This is a genomic window from Nostoc sp. 'Lobaria pulmonaria (5183) cyanobiont' (assembly GCF_002949795.1).
Classification (GTDB): Bacteria; Cyanobacteriota; Cyanobacteriia; order Cyanobacteriales; family Nostocaceae; genus Nostoc.
The window spans coordinates 4,054,359-4,070,414 of the sequence record NZ_CP026692.1 but is presented as its reverse complement, the minus strand read 5'-3'; the positions used below and the strand labels follow the sequence as shown (position 1 = coordinate 4,070,414).

Below are 16,056 nucleotides of genomic sequence, written 5' to 3'. Positions count from 1 at the left end.
GGCGAGAAGCAAGCTACGTAATTTGTAATTAAGACGCACAAAATAAACTTTGATCCGGGCGGTTTTCTATCGGTTCCTTTGAAAGCTGCTTGATTTAAATTATCCAAGAAGGCGATTTTTTCAGTTTCCAAAACTGTAACATTAGCAGTTATCAATTGCCCAAGTGTCATATTAGAAACGCACAAAAATTTTCTGCTCCAGTTATGTCTTACTATTATTTGGCAAGTTTGAAAGTTAATTTTGGTAAAACCTTACTACAGATGCTACCTGCTTTATGTTTGTTGAGTTTGGTAGGTTGTCAAGCGGCTCAAAGCCGAGTTGAGCCAAATATATCATTCCAATCTCAAACACTTGTGGTTTCTGGGCGAGGGATGATAGATATTCCCAAAACAAATGCGCGAGTCAGTTTAGGCGTTCAGGTGCAGGGTGAAACTTCTGGATTTGTTCAACAGGAACTTGCTAAGCGATCGCAAGCAGTAGTTAACTTATTAAAAGCGCGTCAAGATGTGACTAAATTAGAAACCACCAGTATCAGTCTAAATCCCCGCTACAGCCAAAAAGATGGGAACCAAATAATTGGCTATTATGCAAATAATCTTGTCCGCTTCCAAATTGCCCCAGAAAAAATTGGCACGTTGTTGGATGAAGCGATTAAAACAGGAGCGACACGAATTGATGGTGTAACATTAGTAGCATCAGATGAGGCGATCGCTGCTGCACAAAAACAGGCGATCGATGCAGCCTCGAAAGATGCTCGCTCTCAAGCAGATGCAGCTCTTAGTGCTTTGCAACTCAAGCAACAGCAAATTGTCAGCATTCAAATTAACGGTGCTCGTCCACCTATACCAGTAGCAATGGAAATGACTGACTTAATACAGAAAGCGGCTCCAATGAATTTAGCCAACACGGCTGTTGTTGCTGGAGAACAAAGAATAGAAGCTTTTGTCACGTTGCAAGTTCGCTATCAACCCGCTCAACAATAACCGCTTTACATAAACTAGAAATGGTTTTAGCGGATATCACTTTTGAAAAGACTTGATAGATTAATTACCACAGAGTTATCAGCTTGGGTACAACAAGCGAAAACCCAAGCTGAACAAGGACAAGTTCCCGATCGCATTCCGCAATTAGCTAAAGCTAATTCTGGTTGGTTTGCAGTTTATATCTGCTGTAAATCGGGGAAAACTATCAGCTTTGGGGATACAGCTCGTGTTTTCCCGCTAATGAGCGTGATTAAGACATTTTCTCTACTTTATCTGCTAGAACATCTAGGAGCAGAAAAGGTTTTCGGCTGGGTTGGGGTGGAACCATCAGATGCACCCTTCAATTCTTTAGAACAATTAATTAGCGATCGCGGGCATCCCCGCAACCCGATGATTAATAGTGGGGCAATTACCCTCTCTGATAAATTACCAGGAAAAGATGCTAATCAACGCACTCTTTTCTTTTGTCAATGGCTCAACCAATTAGCAGGTTGCCAACTAAGCTTAGATGAGGTGATGCTGGCTTCAGTGCGATTAACCCGCTCAAAAGCCAATGAAGCGATCGCTAATTATCTCGCCCAAGCCGGTCATCTCGAAAATATTGAAACAGCACTTGACACTTATGAGCAAATATGCTGTCTTTCTGGGCGAGTTGAAGATTTAGCTTTGTTGGGAAAACTGCTAGCTTGTGAAAATAGCTGTTTATCCCCACAAAACCGCCGGATTGTAAATACTGTAATGTCAACTTGTGGACTGTACGAAGCTTCTGCGGAGTTTGCAGTCAGGATTGGTCTACCGATGAAATCAGGGATTGGTGGTGGGCTTGTAGCAATAGTACCAGGTGAGGGAGCGATCGCTTGCTACAGTCCTGGGTTGGATAATATCGGAAATCCTGTAGGTGCGATCGCATTTGTTGAAGTTTTAGCGCAAGAGTTACAGTTGAGTATTTTTGGTTAATTCTAGTTTTTCTAGATCGGGAACGGTTGTTTTAGATAACGACGTAGATTCAGGAGTTGGCGTTACTTCTGGTTGTGGTTCTGCTGGTGGCGTAATTATTTTTGGTGTAGGAGACTCGATAATCTCTGGCAGCGTGGGTGGCAAGCTAGGAGATGGCACAATTGTTACTTGCGGAGTAGGTGTCTTATTCGTTAGACGGTTAAAAAATCCGCCAAATCTAGATTTTGTTGGCTGAGGCGCAATTTTTTCGGGTAACGGTGTAGATTCAGGAGTTGGTGTTACCTCTGGCTGTGGTTCTGGTATTGGTGTAATTATTTCTGGTGCTGGAGACTCAATAATCTCTGGCAGCGTAGGTGGCAAACTAGGAGATGGTGTAACTGGTGCTTGTGGGGTGGGAACTTTACCAGCCCCACGGTTAAAAAATCCGCCAAATCTAGATTTTGTTGGCTGAGGCGCAATTTTTTCGGGTAACGGCGTTGATTCAGGAGTTGGCGTTACCTCTGGCTGTGGTTCTGGTATTGGCGACTCAATAATTTTTGGTGGTGTCGGAGAGAAAGTGGGAGATGGTGCAGCCGTTGGAACTTCCAATTTTGGTTGTTCTGGCTGAATTTTGGAATCTTCTGGAACTTCAGTTTCAGGAATCGGCTGTTTTTCTACCTTCGGTTGTATTTGAGGTGTTTTTTCAACGGATGGCGTGGGTGTAGGTTTAGGTGCAATTCTATAATTCTGGTCTACAATAGGGCGCACCTCATCTGCTGTGAGTTCTCCTCTCACGATTCTCGATAGAGTGTCTTTACCCTTTGGCTGGTAGTCAATCAATCTAACTGTAGTATTAAAGGCATTTTTGACAGGATTTCCCTGATTATCGAGAAATTCTAGCTTTACCCAGTTTTTACCTGGACGGAAGCCCTTAAGGTAAACTGCTTGCCAGCGATCGAAAATAAAGCTTTCACCATTAATTGTGACGCGGATGCGCCAATCACTGAACTCGTCGTTGGGGTTTTCCTTACCAACGAGGTGCAGGGGAGCGTTAGTTAGATAAAAATCCAGTAAGATTGGCTCTGCCCCGTAGCTACTTTGAGGACGACTGTAAGTTAGCAGGGGTAATTTAGCATCTGAGGTGTTGTCGTCGGTTTTGGTGAAGACGTGAAATATTGTTTGGGCATAAGCTCCTTCATTCTTAAAGCTTTCATGCCAAGGACGAGAGGCAAAGACGCGCAGGGTATGAGTACCTGGAGACAAGTCTGGCAAAACCAAGGGTTGATTCAGGTCGTAAACAGGAATATAAGGTTGGTTATCCAGAATTACATGGAGATGTGGTCCCAGTTGTAATTGTGGATCTTTAAATATAGGTAGATCCTTAACCTGAAAACTGGCTGTAACTTTGTTGTCTTGAAGAACTTCATCAATTTTGGGAGTAACAATTGTCACTTGTGGCTGATAAACTTCCAAAATTGGACGCAGTTCTTGAATAACAGATGGAGGGGAAACTTCCGAAAATTGCTTGGAAATTTGAGAAATCTGTGGGGAGTTTTCTCTATAGCCAGAAGATACTTCCTGACTGTCGGCTTTTTCGCCGCAACTGGTCAAGCTTAATACCAGCACCAATGTTATTACCCACCTGAGAATCGGGAACCTCTGAGGGAGGAGCTTCTCTAACACCCTTTTCTGCCACGAGTTCATGCGTTGCACCAGTGATAGTCTTCGACAATTGACAGATTATTTTGGTTCAAACTGTCCATCTGGAACTATAGCCCAAAAGCTGAAATCCGCCTCATATCCCATAAGTTTTCCTTTATATTTCAGAAAATTTTAAAATAAGTCATATTCTTTACAGTGTTTTACTTGCAAAAATTGAAATATGACATAAATGTTCATGAGTAATAGCGGTAAAAACTGGGACATCCACTACATACAGCCAAACCATAAATTTTACGATTTGTTATTGTTTGTAAATTAAATAGATAAACTATTGACTTTTGGACAAATAGTTTGAAGTTAAAAGCCAGTTAAGGCATGAATTCCAGCAATATTCGAGCAAGTTTGAATTATTGTTAAAATATCTCTAACAAAGTACAAGTGAAGACTTTATAATTCAACGAGAAACAGTTATCCACATCGGGTCTTCATCGCGGCTTCAGTAAAATTCTGGAGCTTGTGGGAATGGTTAACTTTGTGGTATTCATGATTCCTCATTCCTTATCAAGAGAGGAGGTCGAATGACAATAAGTCCTCCGGAGCGAGAGGAAAAAAAGGCAAGAGTAATCGTCGAGAACGATCCAGTTCCAACCTCATTCGAGAGATGGGCGCAACCTGGACACTTTGACAAATCCTTAGCCAGAGGTCCCAAAACCACCACATGGATTTGGAACCTGCACGCACTCGCCCATGATTTTGATACACATACAAGCGATTTAGAAGATATATCCCGTAAGATATTCTCAGCCCACTTTGGCCACTTAGCCGTAGTGATGGTTTGGTTGAGCGGGATGATTTTCCACGGCGCGAAGTTTTCTAACTATGAAGCTTGGCTAAGTGACCCGTTAAACGTTAAGCCTAGTGCTCAAGTCGTTTGGCCCATTGTGGGACAAGACATTTTAAACGCTGATGTTGGCGGTGGTTTCCACGGGATTCAAATCACCTCCGGTTTGTTCCAAGTATGGCGTGGTTGGGGGATTACAAACTCCTTCCAGCTTTACGTAACTGCGATCGGTGGCTTGGTATTAGCAGGCTTATTCCTATTTGCCGGCTGGTTCCACTACCACAAACGCGCTCCCAAACTGGAATGGTTCCAGAATGTGGAATCAATGTTGAATCACCACTTGCAAGTACTGCTAGGTTGTGGTTCCTTGGGATGGGCAGGTCACTTAATCCACGTGTCCGCACCGACCAACAAGCTTTTGGATGCAGGCGTTGCTCTTAAAGACATACCCCTGCCCCATGAGTTCATCTTGAACAAAGACTTGTTGACGGAGTTGTATCCCAGCTTTGCTGCTGGTTTAGCACCTTTCTTCACCTTGAACTGGGGTCAGTATGCTGACTTCCTGACCTTCAAGGGCGGTCTGAACCCAGTAACAGGCGGCTTGTGGATGACTGATATTTCTCATCACCACTTAGCGATCGCAGTTCTGTTTATCGTTGCTGGTCATCAATACCGTACTAACTGGGGTATTGGTCACAGCATTAAAGAGATCCTCGAAAACCACAAAGGTCCTTTCACCGGTGAAGGTCACAAAGGTCTCTACGAAAACCTGACCACATCTTGGCACGCTCAACTGGCTACTAACCTGGCCTTCTTGGGTTCGCTGACCATCATCATCGCGCATCACATGTACGCGATGCCCCCCTATCCATATTTGGCAACTGACTATGCTACGCAGTTGTGCATCTTCACCCACCACATGTGGATTGGTGCATTCTGTATAGTCGGCGGTGCGGCTCACGCTGCCATATTCATGGTGCGGGATTACGATCCAGTTGTGAATCAAAACAACTTGCTGGATCGGGTGATTCGTCACCGTGACGCGATTATTTCTCACCTGAACTGGGTGTGTATTTTCCTCGGCTTCCATAGCTTTGGACTTTACATCCACAACGACACAATGCGTGCATTGGGTCGTCCTCAAGACTTGTTCTCTGATACAGGGATTCAATTGCAGCCAGTATTTGCCCAGTGGATACAAAATATCCATGCCTTGGCTCCTGGTACAACTGCACCCAATGCCCTAGAACCAGTTAGCTATGTCTTTGGCGGCGGTGTCTTGGCTGTTGGCGGAAAAGTGGCAGCTGCACCCATTGTTTTGGGGACAGCGGACTTCCTAATTCACCACATTCACGCTTTCACCATTCACGTCACCGTCCTAATTCTGCTTAAAGGTGTGCTGTACGCCCGTAGTTCTCGTCTGATTCCAGACAAGGCAAACTTGGGCTTCCGCTTCCCTTGCGACGGCCCCGGTCGTGGCGGTACCTGTCAAGTCTCTGGTTGGGATCACGTATTCCTCGGACTCTTCTGGATGTACAACTCCTTGTCTATTGTAATTTTCCACTTCAGCTGGAAGATGCAATCAGATGTCTGGGGAACCGTAGATGCAGATGGTACTGTAACTCACATCACTGGTGGTAACTTCGCCCAAAGTGCAATTACCATCAACGGTTGGTTGCGAGACTTCTTGTGGGCACAAGCTACACAAGTCATCAATTCCTACGGCAGTGCGCTATCTGCCTATGGACTCATGTTCTTAGGCGCTCACTTTGTTTGGGCATTCAGCTTGATGTTCCTGTTCAGTGGTCGTGGCTACTGGCAAGAACTGATTGAGTCCATTGTTTGGGCACATAATAAACTGAAGGTAGCTCCAGCAATTCAGCCTCGCGCTCTGAGCATTATTCAGGGTCGGGCTGTAGGGGTAGCTCACTACCTCTTAGGAGGAATTGCCACAACTTGGGCATTCTTCCATGCACACATCCTTTCAGTAGGGTAGCAATCAGCAAAATTTTGGGTTTTGGATTTGAGATTTTAGATTCAATCCAAAATCCAAAATCTAAAATCCGAAATTGAACTGATACTTGATGGCTAAAGGTCAGAGGATTTATTAAACCTATGGCGACAAAATTTCCCAAATTTAGCCAGGATCTCGCACAGGACCCGACGACTCGTCGGATATGGTATGCGATCGCTACAGGCAACGACTTTGAAACCCATGATGGCATGACGGAAGAAAATCTTTACCAAAAGATTTTCGCAACTCACTTCGGTCACTTGGCAATCATCTTCCTGTGGGCATCCAGCCTCCTGTTCCACGTAGCCTGGCAAGGTAACTTTGAACAGTGGATTAAAGATCCCCTTCACATCCGTCCCATTGCCCACGCGATTTGGGATCCCCACTTTGGTAAACCAGCGATCGAAGCTTTTACCCAAGCTGGCGCTAGCAATCCGGTAAATATTACCTACTCTGGTCTCTACCATTGGTGGTATACCATCGGAATGCGGACAAACGGCGAACTGTACAACGGTTCAGTCTTCTTGCTGTTATTGGCAGCTGTATTCTTGTTCGCTGGTTGGCTACACTTGCAACCCAAGTTCCGTCCTAGCTTGGCATGGTTTAAGAGCGCTGAACATCGCCTAAACCACCACTTAGCAGGTTTGTTTGGTGTTAGTTCTTTGGCTTGGGCTGGTCACTTAATTCACGTTGCTGTTCCCGAAGCTCGCGGTCAGCACGTAGGTTGGGATAACTTCTTGAATACCCCACCCCACCCAGCAGGTTTGACACCATTCTTTACAGGTAACTGGGGTGTTTACTCTCAAAACCCTGACACACCTGGACATATCTTCGGGACATCGCAAGGTGCAGGAACTGCAATTCTGAGTTTCTTGGGTGGTTTCCATCCCCAGACAGAAGCTTTGTGGTTGACTGACATAGCTCATCACCACCTAGCGATCGCAGTTCTATTTATTGTCGCTGGTCACATGTACCGGACAAACTTCGGAATTGGTCACAGCATCAAAGAAATGCTGAACTCCAAATCCGGTTTAGTACCTGGTACTAATAGTGAAGGTCAGTTCAATCTGCCTCACCAAGGCTTGTACGACACCTATAACAATTCGCTGCACTTCCAGTTGGGTATTCACCTAGCTGCTCTGGGAACTGTCACCTCTCTGGTAGCGCAGCACATGTACGCCATGCCTTCCTACGCATTTATTGCGAAGGACTACACGACTCAGGCAGCGCTGTACACGCACCATCAATACATTGCAGGTTTCCTGATACTTGGTGCTTTTGCTCACGGAGCAATATTCTGGGTACGTGATTACGACCCAGAGCAAAATAAGGGCAACGTCCTTGAGCGCGTGTTGAAGCACAAAGAAGCGATTATTTCCCACCTTAGCTGGGTATCCCTTTTCTTGGGCTTCCACACTCTTGGTCTATACGTACACAACGACGTAGTAGTTGCTTTTGGAACTCCTGAAAAACAAATCTTAATTGAGCCAGTGTTTGCTCAGTTCGTCCAAGCTGCTAACGGTAAAGTACTGTACGGTTTAGATGCCTTGCTATCTAATCCAGATAGTATTGCTTACACAGCATGGCCCAACTACGCTAACGTTTGGTTGCCAGGCTGGTTAGATGCCATCAATGCTGGTACTAACTCCCTGTTCTTGACAATTGGCCCTGGCGACTTCTTGGTACACCATGCGATCGCTTTAGGTCTGCACACCACCACCTTGATCTTGGTCAAGGGTGCTTTGGATGCCCGTGGTTCTAAGCTGATGCCCGATAAAAAGGACTTCGGCTATGCCTTCCCTTGCGACGGCCCAGGTCGTGGCGGTACTTGCGATATCTCAGCTTGGGATTCCTTCTACCTCGCTACATTCTGGATGCTCAACACCCTTGGTTGGGTTACCTTCTACTGGCATTGGAAGCATCTAGGTATTTGGCAAGGCAACGTGGCTCAGTTCAATGAGAACTCTACATACCTCATGGGCTGGTTCCGCGATTACCTTTGGGCTAACTCCGCTCAGTTGATTAACGGTTACAACCCCTACGGTGTGAATAACCTGTCTGTCTGGGCTTGGATGTTCCTGTTTGGACACCTAGTTTGGGCAACTGGCTTTATGTTCTTAATCTCCTGGAGAGGTTACTGGCAAGAGTTGATTGAAACCCTTGTTTGGGCACACGAACGCACTCCTTTGGCTAACCTAGTTCGCTGGAAAGACAAGCCCGTGGCTCTGTCCATCGTTCAAGCTCGTGTAGTTGGTCTAGCTCACTTCACTGTTGGCTACGTCGTAACTTACGCAGCATTCTTGATTGCTTCTACTGCTGGTAAGTTCGGTTAATTCGGCTGCTAGTTTTGTAGGTAAGTAATAAAAATCCCCTGCCGAAAGGTGGGGGATTTTTTTAATTAATAAGGATTATCTGTAGCGTGACTACCAATTGATGAAGTAGAAGCATCCTTACACCCAAGAGCGCAGCGTCGCCTGATACGATTCTTACTCTGGCTTAGTCGTTACAAGCGCATTCAAATTATTCTTTCAACACATATAGGACTCATATCTGATTTCTGAACAAGATTTCAGATACAACCCTGATAAAACGGGCTTTTCAGTCTCAGTATGTTTTCAGAAATCAAATCGGAGTCCTATAGCCCCTATGTATTAGAAGAATTGCCACAGGAGGCTAGGATAATGCTATTGCCTGGTTCGTCTGGGACAAATATTGTTTATGGAGTGACTCCAGAATTTGCTTTGAGCCGTTTGGACGAAAATGTACATCCTGAACTATACATTTTTGTAGAAGACAGAGATTCGGAAATATTTTTACGCGAAATTCTTGCAAGTGATCCTGATTCAGCAGAACTGCTTACACGTTTAGCAATAGTTCCAGTGGGACCATCCAATGTTGTCCAAATCATGGGGAATCGTTGCAAAAAATAATAAACTGCCCTACAAATCGATTGCTGTACTGGATGGAGATGTTGTATCTAACGGTAGTAGTTGTATAACTCTTCCTGGAACTGAAGCTCCTGAACGTGTTGTATTCAAAGAACTAAAACAACTTGCATGGCCAGAGCTTCCAGCTAGATTTGGAATTGGAGCAGGTACACTTCTGACATACCTTGATGACTCGATGTTAGAACCTGATCATCACAGGTGGACATCAATGGTTGGTGATCGAGTGATTAAAAGTTCAACAAGTGTCTGGGAAACTCTTGTGAATCAATGGTGCAAATCTTGCTTAAAAAATGATGTGAGAGAAGCGTTGTTTAGGGAAATTAATAATGCCTTAACTTAATAAATATTATTTAGGTTTTGGTTCTGACTACTGAAAATCTGCTTGTTTCGTAGAAACGCTTGGGTTAAGTTTGTCAGAGAAAAATTAAGCGTGATTATCCTAACCTCACTGTCTAGAGCAATTTCCTAAAATTAAACTTATAATCCGGCTCGGCTGCCAACCCCTGCTGAGTGGGTGACAATCAAGCGAATTCGTGTGAAGGACTCAGTAAATACAGTTTGGTGGTTATCTAAAACACCCAATCCTAAAGCAGATAACAGAAAAGTTTTAAAGCCCTATAGCCAAAGTATGAAAAAATTACTCAAAAATGGCTATAAAGCAAAAATACGTCCTAGTGGACATGATATTTCTGATAAATTTCAAAAAGATAACCAAGGTGCAATTCCGCCGAATTTGTTAGAAATTGCTAATACTGAATCGAATAGTGCTTATTTACGACGCTGCAAAACAGCATAAATTAGACCCCATCCAGCACTTTTTCCTCAAGGGTTCGCCGAGTTCTTCATCAAATTCCTAACTGATGAAGGTGATATAGTATTAGCTCCATTTACAGGTTCTAATACAACGGGCTTTGTTGCTGAGACGCTGCAACGCCAATGGATATCTTTTGAAATTAATGAAAATTATGTAATGGGAAGTCGTTATCGATTTAGCCAATAACCAAATTAAGTAAAGAGTCAGGAGTGAGAAGTTAAAATTTATAACTCATAACTCTTAACTCATAACTACTCAATTAAATCTCTCCATTTACCTGCATTTGATGAACTTGATCGGCTAGCTCTTGACGACCTCGATCATCTAGTTTATCAATAGCTAACATCCCCATCAGAATAACTTCTTTCAGGGTCAAACGTGTGGAATGTGCCTGTTTTTGCACAATCTCTTTAATAATGGGACTGACACCAATCGCTGTACTAGCTCTAGCCACAGAAGAAAAGGAAAACACTAATGATTCAGCCTAAATCTTAGCACTTTCAATGAGGTTATTCTCTAGAGTTAAAACTTAATTTAAATGTGTTTCAACTCATACTTCAATGAGTAAACATAAATTTCAAATTACGTATAGGGAATTCTCAAATTCTCAGTATGGCAAACCTGATACTTGCTCATCAAGGACACATCATCGTATGATATCAATATTCTCAACAGTTAAACTTTTGCCTATTTCTCCAGAATTTTCACTAAGTCCTCAATCGTCACATTAAAGGTACGAGCTAATTTGTATATAGTAGTAAAGTAAACTGTTGTCGCAAATTACCCCAAAATGGTCAGAGACTTATTTTAGTGACCATGCTTTCACTTGTGCTAGTTATCAAAAATTTAATCTCAACTAATCACATCTCTAATAACTAGTGCATTTGCACTGCTTAATTTCACATGAAAAAGTGAAAACTGTCGAAGTATTCCCGTAGCGTTCTCGGTCTAGCAAACTCTCATGCGATCGCGACAATTGACTGAAATCTAGAAACCTAAAATCTGATGGTTATTTCACATACTAGCAATATCAAAAGCAAAAACCTCTGTCCTGAGATCCTCAAAAATCACTTACTAATCGTCAAGTTTACAAATACTTCCAATATTTGTGACAACTGAGTTATAAAAAGTGGTCGGCTGATGAAAACAGTGCTTTCAGTAGAAGTACTTCGCACAAATAAGACTTGTATACCACCGGGAAAACCGTACTTTAAAGAGATCGTAAATTGTAAAATATAATCTCATGAACACGCTTTACAGAACTATACAGCGTAAATGAGAATAATAACTTAACCGAAGTAAAATTTTCCTGAATACAGGCAAACAATGTCGTGATATGGAAAAGCAGTGAGTAGAGGAGAGACAAAGCGATGAGGGACCCTTATCTGTTGGCAGCAGGCTTGTTAACAGGATTAGCAATACCAGCATCGGCTCTTCCACATCTGTCAATTGTCCTGCCAGAAAGTTCTAGATTCCTGTGGGATTTAAAACAGGGTTCGCAGACAATAGCCAGTACAAAAATTATCAATAGCGTTGATCTCTCCTTACCAGAACTCAGCGGTCAAGCGTTCCAACTCCTAAAAAGTTCGCAGCCAATAGTTGGTGAGAAAAACGTCCCTAGCGTACCAGAATTCAGCAGTCAGGCATTACCAGTATCAACAGAGTCATCACTCAACCCCAGCGCCCAAGCAACTAGCCTCTTATTGACATCTGGAAATCAACTTTACTACCAAAGATTGGCAGCTCTGAAAACAGGTCAGATTTATACACGCGTAGATAGTGATAATTTGCAATCATTGTGGGAGTCGATCAAGAAACGTCAACTAACTTATGACGACTGGAAAAGTTTATTAGCTTTAGAAGCTAGAGCGATCGCTCAAGGTCAAGGAGCCAATCATCTAAGTATTTTAGTTGGTGATTCTTTGAGTATGTGGTTTCCCAGGGAAAAACTGCCTGCTGGTAAGTTGTGGCTGAATCAAGGCATATCTGGAGATACTTCTAGTGGCGTTTTAAAAAGATTAGGAGCATTTTCGGCAACGCGGCCAGATGTAATTTACATCATGGCTGGGATTAACGACTTACGAAAAGGCGCTACTGATGAAACAATTTTGCGTAATTATCGCCGAATTGTCCGTCGTTTACGGCAGGCTCACCCCCAAGCTCAAATCATTGTCCAATCAATTTTGCCTACTCGTTTACCAAAAATTTCCAATAGCCGCATTCGTCACATCAACATCCAACTAACCGTGATTGCCAAACAAGAAGGTGCTAATTATCTCAATATTTATAGCTGGTTTACGGATATGGAAGGCAATTTGCGTCCAGAGTTAACCACAGATGGGTTGCACTTGTCTCAAGAGGGATATGATGTGTGGCGAACAGCATTACAGCAGATAGAATACAAGCTCACTCAGCGTGAGAATTGAGCGATCGCTTTGCCGACACTTGGAGCGATGTCTAAGGGCGGGCTGCGCCTACGCAATTTTTAAATTTATGGAAGTTCCTGATATCGATGCCATCAACATACGTTCTGTAATTGAATACCAATTGGCAGCTTTTAAAAAAGATGACGCCCAAAGCGCTTTTGCCTATGCTAGTCCGGCGATTCAGGCGCAATTCGGAACCCCAGAAAATTTTATGCAGATGGTAAAGACAAGCTATCCAGCAGTATATCGTCCTCGTTCTGTCTTTTTTGAGAAGATAACAACCATCCAGGGAAATATAACTCAACCAGTCCTGCTACTTGCTCCTGATGGAGTTCCCTTGAGGGCTTTATATTTTATGGAAAAACAGCCCAATAATATCTGGAGGATTAACGGTTGCTTCCTAGTTTCTCTAGAAGATAAATAAACTCTACATTTATAGAACTAAAATCCTATACTTTAACGCCCAAAGCTTCCCTATTTAAAACCTGATTCAACTTACCGCTACGATAACCTTCTAAATCTAAGGTTACGTAGATAAATCCAAAATCTTGAAATGCCGAAACTAACGTTTGTAAATCGTTAGTCAACACAAACTCTTTGATTTGTTCTGGTGGTAATTCAATACGTGCTGTATCCCCTTGAGATCGCACGCGCAAATTCTGCCAACCTAGCTTTCGCAGATAAATTTCTCCTCTACCGACTCGTTGCAACTTAGCGACAGTAATCTCTTCACCGTAAGGAAACCGGGAGCTGAGACAAGGTTGAGCAGGTTTATCCCACCAAGGTAAACCGAGTTGTTGCGAAAGTTGGCGAACTTCAACTTTGGTGACACCCACTTCTGCTAAAAGCGATCGCGCACCTCTTTCCTTAGCTGCCTGAATTCCTGGGCGATAATCATGCAAATCATCAGCATTCACCCCATCCACTACATAGGGATAACCCAACTGTAAAGCTAAAGGTTTGAGAGTGTCGTGCAACTCACTTTTGCAAAAATAACAGCGATTAACAGGGTTAGAGGTGTAATTGGGATTTTCCATTTCGTGAGTCTGGACGATTTTATGAGGAATCCCAATAGTTGCAGCTTGAATTTTCGCGTCTTCCAATTCTTCTGGTAATAGCGAAGGAGAAACAGCCGTGACAGCCAAAGCGCGATCGCCCAACACATCATAAGCAATTTTTGCTACCAAAGTGCTATCAACGCCCCCAGAGTAGGCAATCAACGCCTGCTCCATCTCTTGAAATAAGGCTCTTAATTGCTCAAATTTTTCTGTCAGCATCATTTCCCAATCCTGCCAAAACCCTACAGCACCCAATAATTTATATTGTAGTCATTAGTTATGGGGCATTGGGCATTGGGCATGGGGCATTGGGCATGGTTTCTTCTTGTCTCCCTCACTCTTCACTCCCCACTCCCCACTCCCCATCAACCAAGGTTGGTGCTTGACTGTACTTGGCCACGAGACTGGCTAAAAGCGGTAAATCAATCGGTTTAGAAATATAATCATTTGCTCCAGCTGCTAGACAGGTTTCGCGATCGCCTCTCATTGCCATTGCTGTTTGAACGATTACCGGAATCGTTTGATATTGTTCATGTTCTCGTATTTGTTGCACCAAGTGCAGACCATTTCCATCTGCCAGACAAACATCCATTAAAATCACAGCTGGGTCTAACTGTCTTAGAGCTTTCCACATCTGGGCAGCATTCTCAACCAAAGTCACCTGATATCCCAATCTATTTAGATAAATTTGTATCAAATTAGCATTGGGTAAATCATTTTCTACCAGCAAAATTTCTCCAGAAGAACTAGGAGTCAAAGGCAGAGGAGATGAGGAAAATCTTGCTTCCCCTGCTTCCTCTGCTCCTCCCACTCCTGCCTCTTGGTTAAGGGGAAGTATGAGGATAAAACGGGAGCCGCGATCTACTTCAGATTCCACTTTCACAGAACCACCGTGAATTTGGGCGAGTTTTTGAGTCAGTGCTAAACCCAAACCAGTACCTTCAACACCATTAGTCTTGGCAACTTGAAAATAGCGTTGAAACAGTTGATCTTTATCTTCTTGAGAAATGCCAGTGCCAGTATCCCAAACTGTAAAATGCACAAATACACCTTCAAGAACAACCTCTAAGCCAACACTTCCTTCGCTGGTGAACTTTAGGGCATTCCAGAGTAAATTCAACAGCATTTGCCTGAGTCGCAATTCATCAGCTACTAGGGTTGTGATATCGGGGTTAATTTCTAGACGCAGTTTTAAACCCTTATCAGCAGCTTTCTCTTTCACCAGTGCGAAAACACTGTCACATACGAATTGCACATCTAGTGTTTTCCAGTTCACTTCTAGCTGATTTGCTTCAATTTTAGAAAGATCCAAAATATCATTAATCAGAGCTAGCAAGTGCTTGGCACTAGACTGAATGATATTTAAATAGTGTCGCAGGCTTTCTATAGTTGCTTCAAACCCTGGGGTTAAAAGCATGGAAACCGGCATAGTAATACAACTAAGCAGTGTGCGAATTTCATGGCTGGTGTTTGCCAGAAACTGATTTTTCAGTTGATTGGTGCGCTCCAATTCTTGATTAGAGTTACTTAATTGTTGACATTGTTGTTGCAAAGATAGGATATGTCTAAGTTGTAATAAAGCTTTAGTACAGTACCTAGCAGACCTTGCCATCAATTGCGATCTGAGTTGAGCTTGTGATTCTATGAGCGACTCATGATCGGAGCTTAGGTGCGCTGTGGCGATAATTAGCCAGATAACGCTCCCAGAATCATCAGCTAACCGCCAAGCACTTGGTAGTTGTTGATTCTCAAGCTGTTGCAAATCTTCAAGTTTTATGACCTCTTGCAATCTCAACAGCAGCTTTTTTTCTGCTGTCAGCACTTCTAGAAATAAAGGTTGTGAATTTGGGGATGGAGAACGAGAAATATAACAAACTGTGGCAACAGTTTCTTGTGGTTGACACATAGCGATGCCTACGGCACATTCTGTAAGTGCCAGATTACTGCTGTCAACAGCAATATTAATCTCGTTAACCACGGTTTGGAAAAATTCCGCTTGTGCGGCTTCTGTCTGTGGGACAGTGTTACAAGCAGAAGGAAAGCAATCATCAAGGCGACTTTGTAACTGATTTAAGCTGCTCTCCAGCCGCAGCTGGGCGCGAAGTTGCTCAATCTCAATTGTTGTCAAAAGTTTTGGCGTTGCATCTATCAGTGAGTTCTGGTCTGGTAAGCTTGAGTACTGCTGCATAGTCAACTAGACCGCTGAACAAGTTTAGCTTTGCATAAAAATCCCAACAGGATTCTATGTATATTAGCGGACAATTCTTTTTTATTTATAAACGATAACTGATGTTGTTATAAACCATAACTTATGATGTCGAGTTTAGCAGCTAGTTCAAAAAAAATTATTGTATAAACCACTAACCTAAAATTT

Annotated in this window: 14 protein-coding genes and 2 pseudogenes; 10 read left to right on the top strand and 6 right to left on the bottom strand. The window is 43.1% G+C overall.

Annotated features, from left to right (window positions below; translation table 11 throughout):
* The first annotated feature begins 203 nt into the window (after positions 1-203).
* Both NLP_RS17910 and glsA read left to right on the top strand, forming a co-directional pair.
* Positions 204-983, top strand: a complete 780-nt coding sequence (locus tag NLP_RS17910; protein ID WP_199784639.1) for an SIMPL domain-containing protein — start codon at positions 204-206, stop codon at positions 981-983.
* A 42-nt stretch (positions 984-1,025) separates the two neighbouring features.
* On the top strand, positions 1,026-1,940 hold the full coding sequence (gene glsA, locus NLP_RS17905; RefSeq protein ID WP_104907569.1) for a glutaminase A: 915 nt from the start codon (positions 1,026-1,028) through the stop codon (positions 1,938-1,940).
* Here glsA and NLP_RS17900 read toward each other — a convergent pair.
* On the bottom strand, positions 1,917-3,554 hold the full coding sequence (locus tag NLP_RS17900; RefSeq protein ID WP_234017367.1) for a hypothetical protein: 1,638 nt from the start codon (positions 3,552-3,554) through the stop codon (positions 1,917-1,919). The two genes, glsA and NLP_RS17900, sit on opposite strands and share 24 nt — an antisense overlap.
* Complete coding sequence (locus NLP_RS35015; protein WP_234017391.1) at positions 3,478-3,651, bottom strand: hypothetical protein; 174 nt, start codon at positions 3,649-3,651, stop codon at positions 3,478-3,480. Before NLP_RS35015 ends, NLP_RS17900 begins: the two co-directional genes overlap by 77 nt.
* Positions 3,652-4,159: 508 nt before the next feature.
* Here NLP_RS35015 and psaA point away from each other — a divergent pair.
* The 6 genes and pseudogenes from psaA to NLP_RS17870 all read left to right on the top strand — a co-directional run.
* Positions 4,160-6,418 (top strand): photosystem I core protein PsaA, encoded by a 2,259-nt coding sequence (psaA, locus tag NLP_RS17895; RefSeq protein ID WP_104907567.1) that lies wholly within the window; start codon positions 4,160-4,162, stop codon positions 6,416-6,418.
* Between the two features lie 119 nt (positions 6,419-6,537).
* Entirely contained in the window at positions 6,538-8,769 is a 2,232-nt protein-coding gene (psaB, locus tag NLP_RS17890; protein ID WP_104907566.1) for a photosystem I core protein PsaB, read from the top strand.
* Positions 8,770-8,865: 96 nt separating this feature from the next.
* On the top strand, positions 8,866-8,997 hold the full coding sequence (locus NLP_RS36130) for an AAA family ATPase (protein ID WP_199784868.1): 132 nt from the start codon (positions 8,866-8,868) through the stop codon (positions 8,995-8,997).
* A gap of 48 nt (positions 8,998-9,045) precedes the next feature.
* The gene (locus NLP_RS17880) at positions 9,046-9,366 is read left to right on the top strand and encodes a hypothetical protein (RefSeq protein ID WP_104907565.1); all 321 of its coding nucleotides are present in this window, start codon (positions 9,046-9,048) and stop codon (positions 9,364-9,366) included.
* The gene (locus tag NLP_RS17875) at positions 9,329-9,724 is read left to right on the top strand and encodes a hypothetical protein (protein ID WP_104907564.1); all 396 of its coding nucleotides are present in this window, start codon (positions 9,329-9,331) and stop codon (positions 9,722-9,724) included. Before NLP_RS17880 ends, NLP_RS17875 begins: the two co-directional genes overlap by 38 nt.
* A gap of 138 nt (positions 9,725-9,862) precedes the next feature.
* Positions 9,863-10,384 (top strand): annotated as a pseudogene (locus NLP_RS17870) (DNA methyltransferase); the annotation flags it as partial.
* 73 nt (positions 10,385-10,457) lie between these two features.
* Here NLP_RS17870 and NLP_RS17865 read toward each other — a convergent pair.
* Together NLP_RS17865 and NLP_RS35825 are read right to left on the bottom strand one after the other, a co-directional pair.
* Positions 10,458-10,670 (bottom strand): hypothetical protein, encoded by a 213-nt coding sequence (locus NLP_RS17865; RefSeq protein ID WP_099099566.1) that lies wholly within the window; start codon positions 10,668-10,670, stop codon positions 10,458-10,460.
* A 215-nt stretch (positions 10,671-10,885) separates the two neighbouring features.
* Positions 10,886-10,963 (bottom strand): annotated as a pseudogene (locus tag NLP_RS35825) (hypothetical protein); the annotation flags it as partial.
* A 605-nt stretch (positions 10,964-11,568) separates the two neighbouring features.
* Between NLP_RS35825 and NLP_RS17860 the strand changes: the two are divergent.
* A complete protein-coding gene (locus tag NLP_RS17860) occupies positions 11,569-12,624 on the top strand; it encodes an SGNH/GDSL hydrolase family protein (RefSeq protein WP_104907563.1) in 1,056 nt (351 codons plus the stop codon).
* A gap of 67 nt (positions 12,625-12,691) precedes the next feature.
* On the top strand, positions 12,692-13,048 hold the full coding sequence (locus NLP_RS17855; RefSeq protein ID WP_104907562.1) for a DUF4864 domain-containing protein: 357 nt from the start codon (positions 12,692-12,694) through the stop codon (positions 13,046-13,048).
* Between the two features lie 25 nt (positions 13,049-13,073).
* Here NLP_RS17855 and larE read toward each other — a convergent pair whose 3' ends face one another.
* Positions 13,074-13,901 carry an ATP-dependent sacrificial sulfur transferase LarE gene (larE, locus tag NLP_RS17850; protein ID WP_199784867.1) on the bottom strand — a complete coding sequence of 276 codons (828 nt, stop codon included), beginning with the start codon at positions 13,899-13,901 and terminating at the stop codon, positions 13,074-13,076.
* A gap of 115 nt (positions 13,902-14,016) precedes the next feature.
* A complete protein-coding gene (gene hrmK / locus NLP_RS17845) occupies positions 14,017-15,870 on the bottom strand; it encodes a hybrid histidine kinase/response regulator HrmK (protein ID WP_104907560.1) in 1,854 nt (617 codons plus the stop codon).
* Between the last annotated feature and the right edge of the window lie 186 nt (positions 15,871-16,056).

Excerpts from the sequence above, each read along its gene's own strand:
- NLP_RS17910 (WP_199784639.1), top strand. The coding sequence starts at position 204 with ATGTCTTACTATTATTTGGCAAGTTTGAAAGTTAATTTTGGTAAAACC.
- psaA (WP_104907567.1), top strand. The coding sequence starts at position 4,160 with ATGACAATAAGTCCTCCGGAGCGAGAGGAAAAAAAGGCAAGAGTAATC.
- NLP_RS17855 (WP_104907562.1), top strand. The coding sequence starts at position 12,692 with ATGGAAGTTCCTGATATCGATGCCATCAACATACGTTCTGTAATTGAA.
- psaB (WP_104907566.1), top strand. The coding sequence starts at position 6,538 with ATGGCGACAAAATTTCCCAAATTTAGCCAGGATCTCGCACAGGACCCG.
- hrmK (WP_104907560.1), bottom strand. The coding sequence starts at position 15,870 with ATGCAGCAGTACTCAAGCTTACCAGACCAGAACTCACTGATAGATGCA.
- NLP_RS17860 (WP_104907563.1), top strand. The coding sequence starts at position 11,569 with ATGAGGGACCCTTATCTGTTGGCAGCAGGCTTGTTAACAGGATTAGCA.
- NLP_RS17875 (WP_104907564.1), top strand. The coding sequence starts at position 9,329 with ATGTTGTCCAAATCATGGGGAATCGTTGCAAAAAATAATAAACTGCCC.
- larE (WP_199784867.1), bottom strand. The coding sequence starts at position 13,901 with ATGCTGACAGAAAAATTTGAGCAATTAAGAGCCTTATTTCAAGAGATG.
- NLP_RS17880 (WP_104907565.1), top strand. The coding sequence starts at position 9,046 with ATGTTTTCAGAAATCAAATCGGAGTCCTATAGCCCCTATGTATTAGAA.